Origin of the sequence: Tistlia sp., assembly GCF_040905785.1 — a bacterium.
Taxonomy (GTDB): Bacteria; Pseudomonadota; Alphaproteobacteria; order Kiloniellales; family DSM-21159; genus Tistlia.
In genome coordinates this window covers 1-15,146 of the sequence record NZ_JBBDQW010000009.1, presented here as the reverse complement: position 1 = coordinate 15,146, position 15,146 = coordinate 1, and the positions used below count along the sequence as shown (strand labels likewise).

At 72.3% G+C, this 15,146-nt stretch carries 13 protein-coding genes; 4 read left to right on the top strand and 9 right to left on the bottom strand.

What is annotated here, in order from left to right; genetic code table 11:
* Nucleotides 1–3: 3 nt before the first annotated feature.
* From WD341_RS02700 to WD341_RS02690, 3 genes are all read left to right on the top strand, one after another.
* Entirely contained in the window at nt 4–1,431 is a 1,428-nt protein-coding gene (locus WD341_RS02700) for a PleD family two-component system response regulator (RefSeq protein ID WP_368423875.1), read from the top strand.
* 282 nt (nt 1,432–1,713) lie between these two features.
* Nucleotides 1,714–2,079 carry an ArsR/SmtB family transcription factor gene (locus WD341_RS02695; RefSeq protein ID WP_368423874.1) on the top strand — a complete coding sequence of 122 codons (366 nt, stop codon included), beginning with the start codon at nt 1,714–1,716 and terminating at the stop codon, nt 2,077–2,079.
* Nucleotides 2,076–2,609 carry an SRPBCC family protein gene (locus WD341_RS02690; protein ID WP_368423873.1) on the top strand — a complete coding sequence of 178 codons (534 nt, stop codon included), beginning with the start codon at nt 2,076–2,078 and terminating at the stop codon, nt 2,607–2,609. Before WD341_RS02695 ends, WD341_RS02690 begins: the two co-directional genes overlap by 4 nt.
* 117 nt (nt 2,610–2,726) lie before the next feature.
* Here the strand turns inward: WD341_RS02690 and rpmG are convergent, their stop codons facing one another.
* From rpmG to plsY, 8 genes are all read right to left on the bottom strand, one after another.
* Nucleotides 2,727–2,894, bottom strand: coding sequence for a 50S ribosomal protein L33 (gene rpmG / locus WD341_RS02685; RefSeq protein ID WP_368423872.1), 168 nt, complete (start codon nt 2,892–2,894; stop codon nt 2,727–2,729).
* A gap of 143 nt (nt 2,895–3,037) precedes the next feature.
* Nucleotides 3,038–3,718: an NUDIX domain-containing protein gene (locus WD341_RS02680; protein ID WP_368423871.1), complete on the bottom strand. Its 681-nt coding sequence runs from the start codon at nt 3,716–3,718 to the stop codon at nt 3,038–3,040.
* Nucleotides 3,719–3,758: 40 nt separating this feature from the next.
* A complete protein-coding gene (locus WD341_RS02675; protein ID WP_368423870.1) occupies nt 3,759–5,309 on the bottom strand; it encodes a S41 family peptidase in 1,551 nt (516 codons plus the stop codon).
* Nucleotides 5,310–5,565: 256 nt separating this feature from the next.
* Nucleotides 5,566–7,863 (bottom strand): ribonuclease R, encoded by a 2,298-nt coding sequence (rnr, locus tag WD341_RS02670; protein ID WP_368423869.1) that lies wholly within the window; start codon nt 7,861–7,863, stop codon nt 5,566–5,568.
* Nucleotides 7,864–7,873: 10 nt separating this feature from the next.
* Entirely contained in the window at nt 7,874–10,609 is a 2,736-nt protein-coding gene (gene topA, locus WD341_RS02665; protein WP_368423868.1) for a type I DNA topoisomerase, read from the bottom strand.
* Between the two features lie 82 nt (nt 10,610–10,691).
* Nucleotides 10,692–11,858, bottom strand: coding sequence for a DNA-processing protein DprA (gene dprA / locus WD341_RS02660; RefSeq protein WP_368423867.1), 1,167 nt, complete (start codon nt 11,856–11,858; stop codon nt 10,692–10,694).
* 7 nt (nt 11,859–11,865) lie between these two features.
* On the bottom strand, nt 11,866–12,675 hold the full coding sequence (locus WD341_RS02655) for an alpha/beta fold hydrolase (protein ID WP_368423866.1): 810 nt from the start codon (nt 12,673–12,675) through the stop codon (nt 11,866–11,868).
* Entirely contained in the window at nt 12,672–13,319 is a 648-nt protein-coding gene (gene plsY, locus WD341_RS02650; protein WP_368423865.1) for a glycerol-3-phosphate 1-O-acyltransferase PlsY, read from the bottom strand. Before plsY ends, WD341_RS02655 begins: the two co-directional genes overlap by 4 nt.
* A 177-nt stretch (nt 13,320–13,496) precedes the next feature.
* On the opposite strand from plsY, the gene WD341_RS02645 reads away from it, so the two are divergent.
* The gene (locus WD341_RS02645) at nt 13,497–14,567 is read left to right on the top strand and encodes a tartrate dehydrogenase (RefSeq protein WP_368423864.1); all 1,071 of its coding nucleotides are present in this window, start codon (nt 13,497–13,499) and stop codon (nt 14,565–14,567) included.
* Nucleotides 14,568–14,704: 137 nt separating this feature from the next.
* Here the strand turns inward: WD341_RS02645 and WD341_RS02640 are convergent.
* On the bottom strand, nt 14,705–15,146 hold a 442-nt coding region (locus tag WD341_RS02640), incomplete at its 5' end, for an SDR family NAD(P)-dependent oxidoreductase (RefSeq protein WP_368423863.1).

Sequence of the window (15,146 nt, the reverse complement as noted above, 5' to 3'; positions counted from 1 at the left end):
GCCTTGTCAGCCCGAATCCTGGTCGTCGACGACATCCTGCCGAACGTGAAGGTCCTCGAGGCCAAGCTGAGCGCCGAGTACTTCGACGTCATCACGGCCTTTGACGGAGCCGGCGCGCTGGAGCGGGCCCTTTCCGATTCGCCCGACGTCATCCTGCTCGACGTGATGATGCCGGGGATGGACGGCTTCGAGACCTGCCGTCGGTTGCGCGAGGATCCCCGGACCCGGCACATCCCGGTGGTCATGGTCACGGCCCTGACCGACGTGTCCGACCGCGTGCGCGGCCTAGAGGCCGGCGCGGACGATTTCCTGTCGAAGCCGATCAACGACCTGGCGCTCTTCGCCAGGGTCCGCTCGCTCGTCCGCCTGAAAGCGCTGACGGACGAGTTGCGGGCCCGCCAGGCGACTGCCGGTGCCGGCATGCTGGACGACCTCGGCGGCGAGGAAGAGCTGGCCGGCGCGCGCATCCTGGTCGTAGACAGCCAGGAGCGCCGCGCCCAGCGCGTCGCCGACCAGCTGGGCCAGGCCGGTCACGTGACGGAGATCCTGCTGGAGGCCGGCGAAGCGCTGAAGCGCGGTCAGGCTGAGCCGAGCCCGGACCTCGCGATCGTCAATATCGACCTCGGCGGGCAGGACGGCCTGCGGCTCTGCGCCCAGCTGCGCAGCCAGGAGGCGACGCGCCAGCTGCCGCTGCTCCTGGTGCTCGACGAGACCGATCTTCCCCGGCTCGCCAAGGGGCTGGAGCTGGGCATTTCGGACTACCTGATCGAGCCGATCGATCGCAACGAGCTGCGCGCCCGGGTGCGCACCCAGATCCGCCGCCGCCGCTATTACGACCGCCTGCGCGGCCTGCTCGACCGCACCGTCTCGATGGCCTACACCGACTCTCTGACCGGCGCCTACAACCGTCGCTACCTGAAGGCCCACCTCGAGCGCAAGCTCATGGAGATGGCGGACAGCGAGAAGCCGGTCTCGATCATGCTGCTCGATCTCGACTGCTTCAAGGAGGTCAACGACGCCTTCGGCCACGACGCCGGCGACGCGGTGCTGCAGGAGGTGGCTCGGCGCATCGGCAACAGCGTGCGCGGCTTCGATATGCTGGCGCGCTACGGCGGCGAGGAGTTCGTCGTGATCATGCCCGACACCGAGCCCGAGCAGGCCTTCGCGGTCGCCGAGCGGCTGCGCCGACTGATCGCCGAGAAGCGCTTCTCCGTGCCCGACCGCGAGGAGGGCCTGACGGTGACCTTCTCCGCCGGCGTGGCGACGGCGACCGATCCGATGGAAACCGGCGAGGAGCTGCTCAAGCGCGCCGACGTGGCGCTCTATGAGGCCAAGGAGGCGGGGCGCGACCGCGTCCTCGCGGCAGCCTCGCCGGACGAAACCGGCCGCGCCGGTCCGCGCTACGCCGGCGGCCGGCTGGGGCGCTCCTGAGGGCGCGAGGGATTCCACGCGTCGCTTCTTCCCGAGCTCCCCCATACGCTTCGTCCCGAGCTTGTCGAGGGGCGTGGGAGCGGTGGCGGTGCTGCGTGGCCGCGTGAGCGGGCACGCCCCCCCCCCCCCCCCCCCCGGGGGGGGCTAAGCGAACAGGGGGCGTCGTCCTGCTTGCGCTTTGTCCCGAGCCTGTCGAGGGGCGTGAAGGCACCGGCGGCAGGGCACGACGATCATACAATGATTCGGTTGACCTTCTAGCCGCACGCCGTTATATTCAACCACATGGTTGAATTAGAGACGCCTCAGCTCAGCGCCGTCTTCCACGCCCTCGGCGATCCCACACGCCGCCGGATGCTTCGCGAGCTGGCCGGTGGCGAGCGGACGGTGGGCCAGCTGGCTGAACCCTTCGCCATTTCCCTGGCGGCCGCTTCCAAGCACGTCAAGGCGCTGGAGAAGGCGGGGCTGCTCCGCCGCGAGGTCCGCGGCCGCACCCATCTCTGCCGCCTCGACCCCGGGCCGCTCGCCGGCGCACACCAGTGGCTGAGCTTCTACCAGCGCTTCTGGACGGAGCGTCTGGACGTCCTCGAACAGCTCCTCCGCCAGGAGGAGACAGGCCAGTTCCCCACCGACACAGGAGACGACCGATGACCGAACTTGCAACTCTCGACGGCTTTGGCGTGCTCACGGAGCCTGCCACCTTGACGATCCAGCGCCTCCTGCCCGGCCCGATCGAGCGCGTCTGGGCCTATCTCACGCAGAGCGAGCTGCGCCGCCAGTGGCTGGCGGCGGGCGAGATGGAGATGCGCGTCGGCACGCCGTTCGAGCTGGTCTGGCGGAACGACGAGCTGACCGATCCGCCGGGTCAGCGGCCGCCCGGCTTTTCCGGCGAGCACCGGATGGAAAGCCGAATCACCGAGCTCGATCCTCCCCGCAGGCTCGCCTTCACCTGGAACGGCAGCGGCGACGTCTCCTTCGCGCTGGAGCCGAAGGGCAATGAGGTGCTGCTGACCGTAACCCATTGCCGCCTGCCGGACCGCTCGACGCAGCTCGCCGTCTCCGCCGGCTGGCACGGGCACCTCGACCTGCTGGTCGCCCGCGCGAGCGGCAAGGAGCCGACGCCCTTCTGGGACGCCTGGCGCCTCCTGCGGACGGAGTACGACCGACGGATGCCCGCCTGAACGGCCCGACGGGGGGCAGCCTTCGAGCCGCCGAAACGCGAACGGCCGCCCCGAAAGGGACGGCCGTCTTCGCGTCTGCCGCAGGGCAGCCGGCGGGACCGAGGTCCCGCGGCGCCGCTACTTCATCTTGGATTCCTTGAACTCGACGTGCTTGCGCACGCGCGGGTCGTACTTGCGGAAGGACATCTTCTCGGTCTGGTTCCGCGGGTTCTTCTTGATCACGTAGAAGTAGCCGGTGTCGGCGGTGCTAACCAGCTTGATCCACTGCGTGACGGACTTGGCCATGATCTTTTCCTCGTCGGCGCCCCGGCGTGAACCCGCCAGGCGGCCTGTCTCGTTGGCTTCTTCGAAGAGCCGCGGAGATTAGCGTTCCGCGCCGGCTTGTCAAGCGCCGGAGCGCCGCCGTGGCGGCTTTCAGGCGGCGGGCCTCAGCGGTAGATCGGGGTCTCGCCGAGGCGCCAGGCGAAGAGCCGACTCGGCCGCGCCGGGTCGCGCCGGCGGGCCATGCACTCGGCCAGCACCAGGGCGGTGACGCTCGACATCGGACGGTCCAGCGCCTCGGCGGTCGGCACGAAGCCGACGTCCTCGAGCTCGCCGTCGCCCTGTCCGGCCGGCGTCGGCTCCAGGCCGTCGAGCAGGAAGAAGCGGGTGTGGAAACGGATCGGCGAGCGGGCCGGGGTGATCGCGCGGGCGACCAGGCTGAGGCCTTCGAAGGCCGGCGTCAGGCCGGCCTCGGCGAAGGGCCGCCAGGGACCGGCAAGGTCGTCGGCCGCGCCCTCGGGGCGGCCGGGCCGGCCGAGCAGCAGGCCGGTTTCCTCCCAGACCTCGCGCAGGGCGCAGCGGGCGAGGGCCGCGAGCCTGCGGCGGGTCGCGGCGTCGACCGGGCCCTGCGGCCGTGCCAGCGGCTCGAGGAAGCCGCTCGCGCGGCGGTCGAGCGGATCCAGGCCGCCGCCGGGAAAGACATAGACGCTCGGCATGAAGCGGGCGCGCCGGCTGCGCCGGCCCAGCAGGACCTCGGGGCCGCGCCGGCCGTCGCGCAGCACCACCACGCCTGCGGCGTCGCGCGGAGGCAGCACCGGGCGCCGGCTGGCGCCGGCCGCCCCGGTCATGGGGCGGGCGTCATGGTGTCGGCACTATAGGGCGTCGGCACTACCGGGCGAGCGCCGAGACCTGGCCGTCGCGCTCCGCGGTGTTCGGGATGTCGCCGCGGGCGCGGGCGAAAAGTCCCGGGTCCTCGATCAGGCGGCGCGCCACCTTGATGTCGATCTCGCTTTCGGTCTCGCGCGTCGGGCAGCTGGCGCGCAGGGCGGCGAGGGCGGTCTCGTCCTCGCTTTCGAACGAGGCCTGGCGCACGGCGCGGGTAATCGGCATCTGGCCGGCGATCAGGCGGTCGACGACCTCTTCGGCGTCTCCGACGTCGGTGCTGGTGCAGATGTCGGGCATCACGCCTCGGTGGTGCAGCGCGTATCCCGAGGGCGCATGGAAGCGCGCCCAGGTCAGCGTCAGCTCGCCCTCGTTGGGCATCCGCATGACGGTCTGCACGGTGCCCTTGCCGAAGGAGTTGGAGCCGACGATGACCGCCCGGCCGCTGTCCTGCAGGGCCGCCGCCACGATCTCCGAGGCCGAGGCCGAGTTGCCGTTGACCAGGGCGACGATCGGCCGGCTGCCGGTGACGATGTCCTCCTGGGCGTCGAAGTACTGGTGGCTGTCCGGATGGCGGCCGTGGGTCGAGACGATGCGGCCCTGGCCGATGAACAGGTCGGAGACCGTGACCGACTGGTCGAGCAGGCCGCCCGGGTTGCCGCGCAGGTCCAGGATGTAGCCGGCCAGCTGGTCGCCCATTTCGCGCTGGGCCTGGAGGATCTTGTCGCGCAGCGAGCGGGTGGTGTCCTGGTTGAAGCCGCTGATCCTGAAGTAGGCCTCCCGGCCCTCAGGCCGGTAGGTCACGGTCTGCGGCACGATGTGGGTGCGCACGACCTGGAGCCGTAGCGGCTGCAGGGTGCCGTCGCGGCGTACCGTCATGTCGACCGAGCTCTCGAGCGGGCCGCGCAGGCGCCGCACGACATCGCGCTGGTCGATGCCGATCGCGGTCTCGCCGTCGATGGCGACGATCAGGTCCTCGTTCATCAGGCCCGCGGCCTCGGCCGGCGTGCCTTCCATGACGTCCATCACGCGCACGCCCTCCTCGACGACGCGGATGCGCACGCCGATGCCGCCGAAGCCGTCCCGGCTGGCGCGGTTCTCGAGGGCCTCGTCGCGGCCGGCGTAGCGCGAATAGCTGTCGAGCTCGTCGAGCATCGAGTCGAACATCGTCTCGTAGAGTTCCTCGACCGGCCGCGCCGAGAGCTCCGGGGACAGCTTGCGTGCGGCCTCGACCGCCTCGGCGGTGGTCCGCGCCCAGGGGCCGCTGGCGTTCCGGTCGGCCACGGCGTAGCGGCCGGCGCGCAGGCCGCCGACCGTGACCACGAAGGCGCCCGGCTCCTCGACCACGGCGAGGCTCGGCTCGAGCTCCGCCAGCCCGCGCAGGCCCGACAGGGCGAGAAGGCTGACCGGCACGTCGTCGAGGTAGACCGAGGCGATGTCCTGGTAGCCCGCGGTGAACATCCGGCGGACCTGGCTCTCGTCGAACGCCGTGTCGGCGCCGAGCTGCGGCTGGCGCGCCGGAGTGGCAGCGCACGATCCGAGCAGGAGAACGGTCAAGGCGATCGCACCGAGCCTGGTCAGGCCCGGACGCGGAGTGGAGCCGCGGTCAAACGCCGTCATGCAAATCCCGATCCCTCTTGGCGAGTGGTGCCCCCGACAGGCGCCTATCGCACCGCATCATGCACCACAGTATTGCGGAGACATGGTAAATGTCGAGACGGGGCCGCGACCCTTCGGTTGCCGGGAAGCCTCGTTCACGGCCATTGAAGCGCGCAAAGTTTGAATCAATCGTTAGCCGGGCGCCGCGAAGCCTTCAGCGGCGCGCTTTCGGCTTCTTGCCGGAGGCCTTGCCGCCCTTGGCGCGGGCTTTGGCCTTCGGGGGCGCCTTGCCCAGGCCGCCGGCCTTGCGGGACGGCGCGCGGTGCCGCAGCCCGGTATCGCCGGCGCCCTCGCCCGAGTCGTCGTCCGAATCGATCAGGTTGAGGATCAGGCCGCCGGTCAGCGGGTCGGCCTCGACCAGGCGGGCGAGGACGGTCTCCCCGAGACGATAGCTGCGGCCCCAGCGCCGCCCGACCAGGGCGTGGGCGCGCTCGTCGTGCTGGTAGAAGTCGGCGGGGGTCAGGCTCGACACCGGCACCAGGCCGTCGCCGCCGCTCTCGCTCAGCGTGACGAAGAGGCCGAAGCGGGTGACGCCGTTGACGCGCCCCTCGAAGGTCTCGCCGACCCGGTCCTTGAGGAAGGCGGCGGTCAGCCGGTCGACGGCGTCGCGCTCGGCCGCCGCGGCGCGTCGCTCGGTCGTCGAGATGTGCTGGGCGATCTCCTCGAAGCGCGAGACCTCGGTCTTGGTCAGGCCGTCGTCGCCGAGCCCGAGCGCGTCGATCAGGCTGCGGTGCACCAGCAGGTCGGCATAGCGGCGGATCGGCGAGGTGAAGTGCGCGTAGCGGACCAGCGCAAGGCCGAAGTGACCGATGTTCGAGGGGCTGTAGATCGCCTGCGACTGGCTCCTCAGGATCAGCTCCGAGACCATCTGGGCGTAGGGCTGGCCGGCGGCCATCTCCAGGATCCGGCCGAAGGAGGCGGCGCGGATCACCTGGCCCTTGGCGAGCTTGAGGTCGAGCGTCGCCAGGATCTCGCGCAGCGCCGCGACCTTGGCCTCGTCGGGCACGTCGTGGACGCGGTACATGCAGGGCCGCTGCCGGCTCTCCAGCTCCGAGGCCGCCGCGACGTTGGCGGCGACCATGAACTCCTCGATCAGCCGGTGGCTGTCGAGTCGGCGGCGCGGCTCGATGCGCACCACGGTGCCGCTCTCGTCCATGACGATGCGCCGCTCCGGCACGTCGAGATCCAGGGTGCCGCGCGCCTCACGCGCCGTCACCAGCGCCCGGAAGGCGCCGTAGAGCGGGGCGATGACCGGTTCCCTGAGCGGTCCGGCCAGCTCGTCGGGCGCGCCGTCCATCGCGGCCTGGACCTGCTCGTAGGTCAGGCGCGCCGCCGAGCGCATCAGGCCGCGCAGGAAGCGGTAGCGCTTCATGCGGCCCTCGGCGTCGATCCAGAAGTGGCAGGCCAGGCAACCGCGCTCCTCCTTCGGCTTCAGCGAGCACCAGCCGTTGGACAGGGCTTCGGGCAGCATCGGCACGACGCGGTCCGGGAAGTAGGCGGAGTTGCCGCGGTTGCGCGCCTCGCGGTCGAGCGGCCCATCGGGGCGCACGTAGTGCGCGACGTCGGCGATGGCGACCAGGATGTGCCAGCCGCCGGGATTCTTGGGGTCGTCGTCGGGCTCGGCGAAGACCGCGTCGTCGAAGTCGCGGGCATCGGCGCCGTCGATCGTTACCAGGGGCAGCGCGCGCAGGTCCTCGCGCCGGCCCAGGGACACCGGGCCGGCGGTCTCGGCCTCCTCGACCGCGGCGTCGGAGAACTCGGTCGGCAGGCCGTGCTCGTGGATCGCGATCAGGCTGAGGGCGCGCTGGTTGTCCAGGCTGCCGAAGATTTCCAGCACCGAGACCTCCGGCGCGCCGACGCGGGCGTGGTGCGGCTTCGGCTCGCAGAGCACCAGCTCGCCCGGCTCGGCGCCCTTGGCGTCGGCCTTGCGCAGCACGTAGTCCTTCTTGGTGCGCTTGTCGGTCGGCTTGACGCGCAGGCCCTCGCCGGCGAGCTCGACGATCCCGAGCACGCGCTTGGGGGCGCCGCCGAGGCGGCGGATGATGCGCGCCTCGTAGTGGCCGGCGTCGATGCGGGTCAAACGGCAGAGCGCCCGGTCGCCCTCGCCGAGCGCCGAGCGGCTGTGCTTGTCGGGCGCCAGGTAGATCGTCGGCGGCGGGGCGTCGGACTCCCAGGTCACCGGGCGTGCCAGGGTCTCGCCGTCCTCGTCGAGGCCGACCACGGTCAGCACCGCGACCTCGGGCAGGGCGCCCGGGGCGGCGACCTTGCGGCGTTCCGGCGTCTCCAGCGCGCCCTGCGCCTTGAGCTCCTTCAGCACCGACTTGAGGCGCTGCCGGTCGGCGCCCTTGATCGCGAAGGCGCGGGCGATCTCGCGCTTGCCGACCGGGGTCGGCGCCTCGCGCAGGTAGGTGAGGATCTCCTCCTTGGTCGGAAAGGGGCGGTCGGCGCTCACGCGGCGGCGCTCACTCGGCCGCCTTCGCGGCCTTGGCGGGCGTCTTCGCCTTGGCCGGGCTCTTCTTGGCGGCGGTCTTCCGGGCCGGCGCCTTGGCCTTGGCGGTGGAGCGCGCGCGCGCCGGGGCCTTGGCGGCTGCCTTGCCCGCGGGCTTGGCCGCCGTCTTGGCGGGGGCCTTGGCCTTGCCCGTGCCCTTCTTCGCGGCCTGGGCGCGCAGCAGTTCGACCGCCTTGTCGAGCGTGACGTCCTCGAGCGCCAGGTCCTTGGGCAGGGTGGCGTTGACCTTGCCGTGCTTGACGTAGGGGCCGTAGCGGCCCTTCTGCGCGGTCACCGGCTTGCCGTCGTCCGGGTGCGCGCCGATCGTCGTGGCCTCGCCACCCGGCTTGCGGGCCAGCAGGTCGATCGCCCGGTTCATGCCGATGGTCAGCACGTCCTCGTCCTTGGGGATCGACTTGTAGACGTTGACGCGCCGCACGTAGGGACCGTAGCGGCCGATGCCGGCGGTGACCTCCTCGCCCTCGTGCTCGCCCAGGCTGCGCGGCAGCGCGAGCAGCTTGAGTGCCATCTCCAGGTCGAGCGTGTCGGGGGTGACGTTGGGCGGCAGCGAGGAGCGCTTCGGCTTCTCGCCCTTCTCCGTGGCCTCGCCGAGCTGGATGTAGAAGCCGTAGGGCCCCTTGCGTAGCGCCACCTTCTGGCCGCTCTCGGGATCGGCGCCCAGCTCCATGCTGTCGCCGCCCATCTTCGCGACCTGCTCGGCCTCCTCGCTGCCCGGCGCCAGCAGCGGCCGGGTGTAGCGGCACTCGGGATAGTTCGAGCAGCCGACGAAACCGCCGGTCTTGCCGAGCCGGATGCCGAGCCGGCCGTTGGCGCAGGCCGGGCAGGCGCGCGGATCGACGCCCGGCTTGTCGGGATCGAGCGGGAAGAAGTGCGGGCCGAGGTCGCGGTCGAGGGCGTCGATGACGTCGGCGATGCGCAGGCCCTTGGTCTCGTCGACGGCCTTGGCGAAGGCGTCCCAGAAGCGGCGCAGCACGATCTTGTAGTCGAGCTTGCCGGCCGAGACCTCGTCGAGCTCCTCCTCCATCGAGGCGGTGAAGGAGTACTCGACGTAGCGCTGGAAGAAGGCACTCAGGAAGGCCGTGACCAGGCGGCCGCGGTCCTCGGGCAGGAAGCGGCGCTTGTCGATGCGCACGTATTCGCGGTCCTGCAGGACCTGCAGGATCGAGGCGTAGGTCGAGGGCCGGCCGATGCCGAGCTCCTCGAGCTTCTTGACCAGGCTGGCCTCGGAATAGCGCGGCGGCGGCTGGGTGAAGTGCTGGTCGGCGAGCACGTCGCGCAGCGTCAGGTCCTGGCCCTCGGCGAGCTTCGGCAGGCGCTGCGTCGCCTCCTCCTCGGCGTCGTCGCGCCCCTCCTGGTAGAGCCGCAGGAAGCCGTCGAACAGCACGACCTGCCCCGTCGCGCGCAGCGTCGCCGCGCCGGGCGCGGCATCGCTGCTGTCACGCGAAAAAACTGGGGTCGCCGCGCCGGGCGCGGCGCCGCAGCGGATGTCGATGGCGACCTGCTCGAGCAGCGCCGCCTCCATCTGGCTGGCCAGGGCGCGCACGTAGATCAGCTCGTAGAGCCTGGCGTCCTCCTCGGACAGGCGGCGGCGCACCTCGTCGGGATGGCGGGCGAAGTCGGTCGGGCGGATCGCCTCGTGCGCCTCCTGGGCGTTCTTCGCCTTGGTCTTGTACTGGCGCGGCGCACCCGGCAGGAAATTCTCGCCGTAGCGCGTGGCGATGGTGTCGCGGGCGGCGGTCACGGCCTCGTTCGACATCGAGACGCCGTCGGTGCGCATGTAGGTGATCAGGCCGACGGTCTCGCCGTCGACCTCGGCGCCTTCGTAGAGGCGCTGGGCGATGCGCATGGTGCGCGAGGCGCCGAAGCCGAGCTTGCGGCTGGCCTCCTGCTGCAGCGTCGAGGTCGTGAAGGGCGGCTGCGGGTTGCGCCGGCTCTGCTTCTTCTCGACCGACTCGACGGTGTAGCGCCCGGCGCCGCGGATCGCGGCGACGGCCTTGTCGGCGCTCGCCTTGTCGCCGATCCCCAGGCGCTCCAGCTTGCGCCCCTCGAGGTGGGTCAGGCGCGCATTGAAGGGCGCGGCCTCGATGCTGTCGAGCAGCGCCTCGACGCTCCAGTACTCCTGGGCGCGGAAGACCTCGATCTCGGCCTCGCGCTCGCAGACCAGGCGCAGGGCGACCGACTGCACGCGGCCGGCCGAGCGGCTGCCCGGCAGCTTGCGCCAGAGCACCGGCGACAGGGTGAAGCCGACAAGGTAGTCGAGCGCCCGGCGCGCCAGGTAGGCGTCGACCAGGTCGGCGTCGATGTCGCGCGGCTGCTTGAAGGCCTCGACCACGGCGTTGCGGGTGATCTCGTTGAAGACCACGCGCTGCACCGGGATGTCCTTGAGCACGCGCCGCCGCTTCAGCTCCTCGACGATGTGCCAGGAGATGGCCTCGCCCTCGCGGTCCGGATCGGTTGCGAGGTAGAGCCGCTCGCAGCCGCGCACGGCCTGGGCGATCTCCTTGATCTGGCGTTCGCCGCGGCCCTCGACCTCCCAGTCCATAGCGAAGTCCTCGTCCGGCTTGACCGAGCCGTCCTTGGACGGCAGGTCGCGGACGTGGCCGTAGCTGGCCAGGACCTGGTAGTCCTTGCCCAGATACTTGTTGATGGTCTTGGCCTTGGCCGGCGATTCGACGATGACGACGTGCATGGGATCCCGGAGCGGCGCCGCCGGCCCGGCGACAAGCGCGGGCGGCGGCCTCGTGGCTGGCGGCCTGACGGAGGCCGGACGGTCAGTCGGACGCGCCGATCAGTGCGACCCTTCCGCCCGGCTGGCGTTCCAAACGCCCGGCCAGCTCCAGTTCCATCAGGATCAGGCTGACCAGGGAGGCAGACAATTGGCACCGGCGCAGCACTTCGTCAACCGCGACCCCCGAGGGGCCGAGGCACTCGACGACCGCCGCGCGGGCGCGCGCGGACGCGTGAGTCTCGTCGTCCCTGGCGGCGGGTTCCGGCGCGTCCGGCGCTTCGCGCAAGCGCCCCGGGCGGAGCGGCGCGCGCTGCCCGGCGAGCTCGCGCAGCAGGTCGTCCGCCTCCTCGACCAGGATCGCACCCTGACGCAGCAGCAGGTTGCAGCCGCGCGCCCGGGGGTCGAGCGGCGAGCCCGGCACGGCGCCGACCTCGCGGCCCTGCTCGAGCGCCAGGCGCGCCGTGATCAGCGAGCCCGAGCGCAACGCCGCCTCGACCACCAGGACCGCCCGCGACAGCCCGGAGATGATGCGGTTGCGCCGGGGGAAGTGGCGGGCCAGGGGCTCGGTGCCCGGCGGCTGCTCGGCGACCAGCAGGCCGCGCTCGGCGATCGCCTCCTGCAGGGCGCGGTTCTCCGGCGGGTAGAAGACGTCGGGGCCGCCGGCGACGACGGCGGCGGTGCCGGCCTCGAGGCTGCCCTCGTGGGCCGCCGTGTCGATGCCGCGCGCCAGGCCCGAGGCGACGAGGAAGCCGGCGCCGGCCAGGTCGCCGGCGAGGCTGCGGGCGAGGGCGCGGCCGTTGGTCGAGGCGTTGCGGGCGCCCACCACCGCGACCGCCGGCCGCTCGAGCAGCGCGCGGCGGCCCTTGAGGATGAGCAGCGGCGGCGCGTCGTCGATCGCCGCCAGCGCCTCCGGATAGCCCGGCTCGGCGAGGCCGAGCGTCCAGGCCCCGAGGCGCTCGACCGCCTCCAGCTCGCGCTCGGCCTCGGCAGCGGAGGCAATGCGCGGCGCCGCGCGCCGGCCGCCGCGCCGTGCCAGCTCGGGCAGCGCCTCCAGGGCGGCCGCGGCGTTGCCGAAGCGGGCAATCAGCTGGCGGAAGGTGACCGGGCCGACATGCTCGCTGCGGAGCAGGCGCAGCCAGGCGAGCCGCTCGGCCTCGCTCAGCGGACGCCGGGAGTCCGGCTCCGGCCGTTCCTGGGAGGCCCGGGCCACGGGCGGCTCAGCTCCCGCCGTGCGCGCCGAGGAAGCGGCGCAGCAGCGCGGTGGTCGCCGCCGCCTGCTCGACGTTGAGCAGGTGGGCGGCCTGCTCGAGGACCTGGAGCTCGGCGCCCGGGATGGCGTCGCGGATCGTCGCCATGACCGCGGGGCTCATGCCGGGGTCGTCGCGGCCGGCGACGACCAGGGTCGGCAGCCGGATCTCCGGCAGGCGCGCGGTCAGGTCGAGCTGCTGGATCGCGCGGCAGCAGCCGACGTAGCCCGCGACCGGGGTCGCCAGGATCTGGGCGCGGATCGCCGCGACCGCGTCCGGGTACTCGGCGCGGAAGCCCTCGGTGAACCAGCGCGCCAGGGTCGGCTCGGCGAGCGCCGCCATGCCCCGGGTCAGGGCGGTCTCGGCGCGCTCGTCGAAGGCGGCGCGGCCCTCCGGCGGGATCCGGCTGGTCGTCGCGCAGAGCGTCAGCGAGCGCAGCCGCCCGGGCGCCGCGAGCGCGAGCTGCTGGCCGATCATGCCGCCGATCGACAGGCCGACGAAGTGGAAGCGGCCGAGCGAGAGCGCCTCGGCGAGGGCGAGCAGGTCCTCGGCCAGCTGCGCCAGCGAATAGGGCCCCTCGGGCGCCGCCGTGCGGCCGTGGCCGCGCAGGTCGCAGGCGACGACCCGGTGGTCGGCGGCCAGGGCCGCGATCTGCGGGCGCCACATCTCGTGGCTGCAGGCCAGGGAGTGGGCCAGCAGCACCGGCGGCGCCTCCGCGCGGCCGGCGATCTCGACGCACTGGCGCAGGCCGTTGGCCTCGATCTCGCGCAGCTCGCTCACGGCCTCGGCTCCCCCTTCTCCACCTCGGACTTGCGGCCGATCCTGCTCTCCTGGCCGCGCAGCAGGCGACCGATGTTCTCGCCATGGCGCAGCCAGATGAGGACGGCAAGAAGTCCTGCAAATTCAACGAGTTGCAGATCTTTGCTCAGGAACCAAGCAAAGGCAGGCGCGGTGGCCAGCGAGACCAGCCCAGCCAGCGAGGAGTAGCGGAAGAGCGCGGCGACCAGGGCCCAGGTCGCGCAGGCGGCGAGGCCGACCGGCCAGGCGACGGCGAGCAGCGTGCCCAGGGTCGTCGCCACGCCCTTGCCGCCCCTGAAGCCGAGCCAGACCGGAAAGAGGTGGCCGAGCACGGCGGCGAAGCCGGCGACCAGCATGGTGTCGGGGCCGCCCCACCAGAAGGCGATGAGGGCCGCCGCCGCGCCCTTGCCGCTGTCGAGCACCAGGGTCGCCGCCGCCAGGTCCTTGCGCCCGGTGCGCAGCACATTGGTTACGCCGATGTTGCCCGAGCCGATCTGGCGGATGTCGCCGAGCCCGGCGAGCCGCGTCAGCACCAGCCCGAAGGGGATCGAGCCGAGCAGGTAGCCGCCGGCCAGCGCGGCCAGCAGGTAGGGCCAGGCGAACTCCCAGGAGATCGGGTCGGGCATGGCGGCTCCGCAAGCTGCTCGGGCGCGGATTCAGGCAGGCGGCCGGGCCTGCGTCAAGGCACCCCTGCAGGCTAACCGGTTGAGCGAGGCAGCCGACTGCTCCAAGAATGCGCCCCCGCACACACCCCCCGCGTCGCCGGCGGCGTCGCCCTTTACTCCAAGGAGCTGCGAGAGAGCATGAGCAATCGGCGCTATGTCATAGCCACCATTCCTGGCGACGGGATCGGCAAGGAGGTCATCCCGGTCGGCCAGGCGGCCGCCGAGGCCGTCGCCTCCCGGCACGGCTTCTCGATCGAGTGGCGCGCCTTCGACTGGTCCTGCGAGCGCTACGCCGAGACCGGCCGGATGATGCCCGAGGACGGCGTCGAGCAGGTCAAGGGCTTCGACGCCATCTACCTTGGCGCGGTCGGCTGGCCGGGCGTGCCCGACCACGTCTCGCTGTGGGGCCTCTTGATCCCGCTCAGGCGCGAGCTCGACCAGTACGCCAACGTCCGGCCGGTGCGCCTGCTCAAGGGCGTGACCTCGCCGCTCGCCGGGCGCGGGCCCGAGGACATCGACTTCGTCGTGGTGCGCGAAAACGTCGAGGGCGAGTACTCCGAGATCGGCGGCCGGCTCTACCGCGGCACGGCGCAGGAGACGGCGGTGCAGGAGGCGGTCTTCACCCGGCGCGGCACCGACCGCATCCTGGACTACGCCTTCGAGCTGGCGCGGACCCGGCCGCGCAAGCACGTCACCTCGGCGACCAAGTCGAACGGCATCGTCCACACCATGCCGTTCTGGGACGAGCGCTTCCGTGAGGCCTCCGGGCGCTATCCCGACGTCGGCACGGCGCAGTTCCACATCGACATCCTGACCGCCCACTTCGTCCAGCACCCCGACTGGTTCGACGTCGTCGTCGGCTCCAACCTGTTCGGCGACATCCTCTCGGACCTGGGGCCGGCGGTCGCCGGCTCGATCGGCATCGCGCCCTCGGCCAACCTCAACCCGAGCCGGGCGCTGCCCTCGATGTTCGAGCCGGTCCACGGCTCGGCGCCCGACATCGCCGGGCAGGGTGTGGCCAACCCGATCGCCGCGGTCTGGACCGCCGCCATGATGCTCGACTTCCTGGGCGAGCCGGAGGCGGCCAAGACCCTGGAAGGCGCCATGGAGGCGGTCCTGACCGACCCGGCCGCGCGCACCCGCGACCTCGGCGGCACGGCCGACACCCGCGCCTGCGGCCAGGCGATCCTGAAGGCGATCGCGGGGTAGGGCGGCGGCGGCGGGGGCGGTCGGGTCGGTGCTCCCACGTCCCGCGACAGGCTCGGGACGAAGCGAACTTTCAACCCGCCCGGCCATTCGCTTCGCCCCGAGCGTGTCGAGGGGCGTGAAGGCGCCGGTGGCGGCGGCTACCCGGCGCTGAAGCCGCCGTCGAGCACCAGCTCGGCGCCGGTCATGTAGCTCGAGGCGTCGGAGGCCAGCCAGAGCGCGGCCTCGGCGACCTCGGCGGCGCTGGCCATGCGGCCGAGCGGCTGGCGGCGGGTCAGCTTGGCGCGCACGGCGGCGGCGTCGCCCCCGGGTCCGGCGAGCGAGGCGGCGATCTCCTCGACCATGGCGCTGTCGACGAAGCCGGGGCAGAGCGTGTTGACCCGGATGCCGTAGCCCTTGTCGGCGCAGTGGATCGCGGCCGTGCGCCCGAGCCCGAGCAGGCCGGCCTTGGCCGTCGCGTAGGCGGCGAGCGGCGGTGCGGCGACCTTGGCGGCGACCGAGGCGACCAGCACGATGGCGCCGCCGCGCCCCGAGCTTTGTATGGGGCTTTCTATGTCAATGGCTCCTGCTTGCTGATCGGCG

What these genes read in the sequence shown, in the direction of transcription:
- topA (WP_368423868.1), bottom strand. Translation starts at nt 10,609, where the DNA reads ATGCACGTCGTCATCGTCGAATCGCCGGCCAAGGCCAAGACCATCAAC.
- rpmG (WP_368423872.1), bottom strand. Translation starts at nt 2,894, where the DNA reads ATGGCCAAGTCCGTCACGCAGTGGATCAAGCTGGTTAGCACCGCCGAC.
- WD341_RS02695 (WP_368423874.1), top strand. Translation starts at nt 1,714, where the DNA reads ATGGTTGAATTAGAGACGCCTCAGCTCAGCGCCGTCTTCCACGCCCTC.
- plsY (WP_368423865.1), bottom strand. Translation starts at nt 13,319, where the DNA reads ATGCCCGACCCGATCTCCTGGGAGTTCGCCTGGCCCTACCTGCTGGCC.
- WD341_RS02690 (WP_368423873.1), top strand. Translation starts at nt 2,076, where the DNA reads ATGACCGAACTTGCAACTCTCGACGGCTTTGGCGTGCTCACGGAGCCT.
- WD341_RS02645 (WP_368423864.1), top strand. Translation starts at nt 13,497, where the DNA reads ATGAGCAATCGGCGCTATGTCATAGCCACCATTCCTGGCGACGGGATC.
- WD341_RS02680 (WP_368423871.1), bottom strand. Translation starts at nt 3,718, where the DNA reads ATGACCGGGGCGGCCGGCGCCAGCCGGCGCCCGGTGCTGCCTCCGCGC.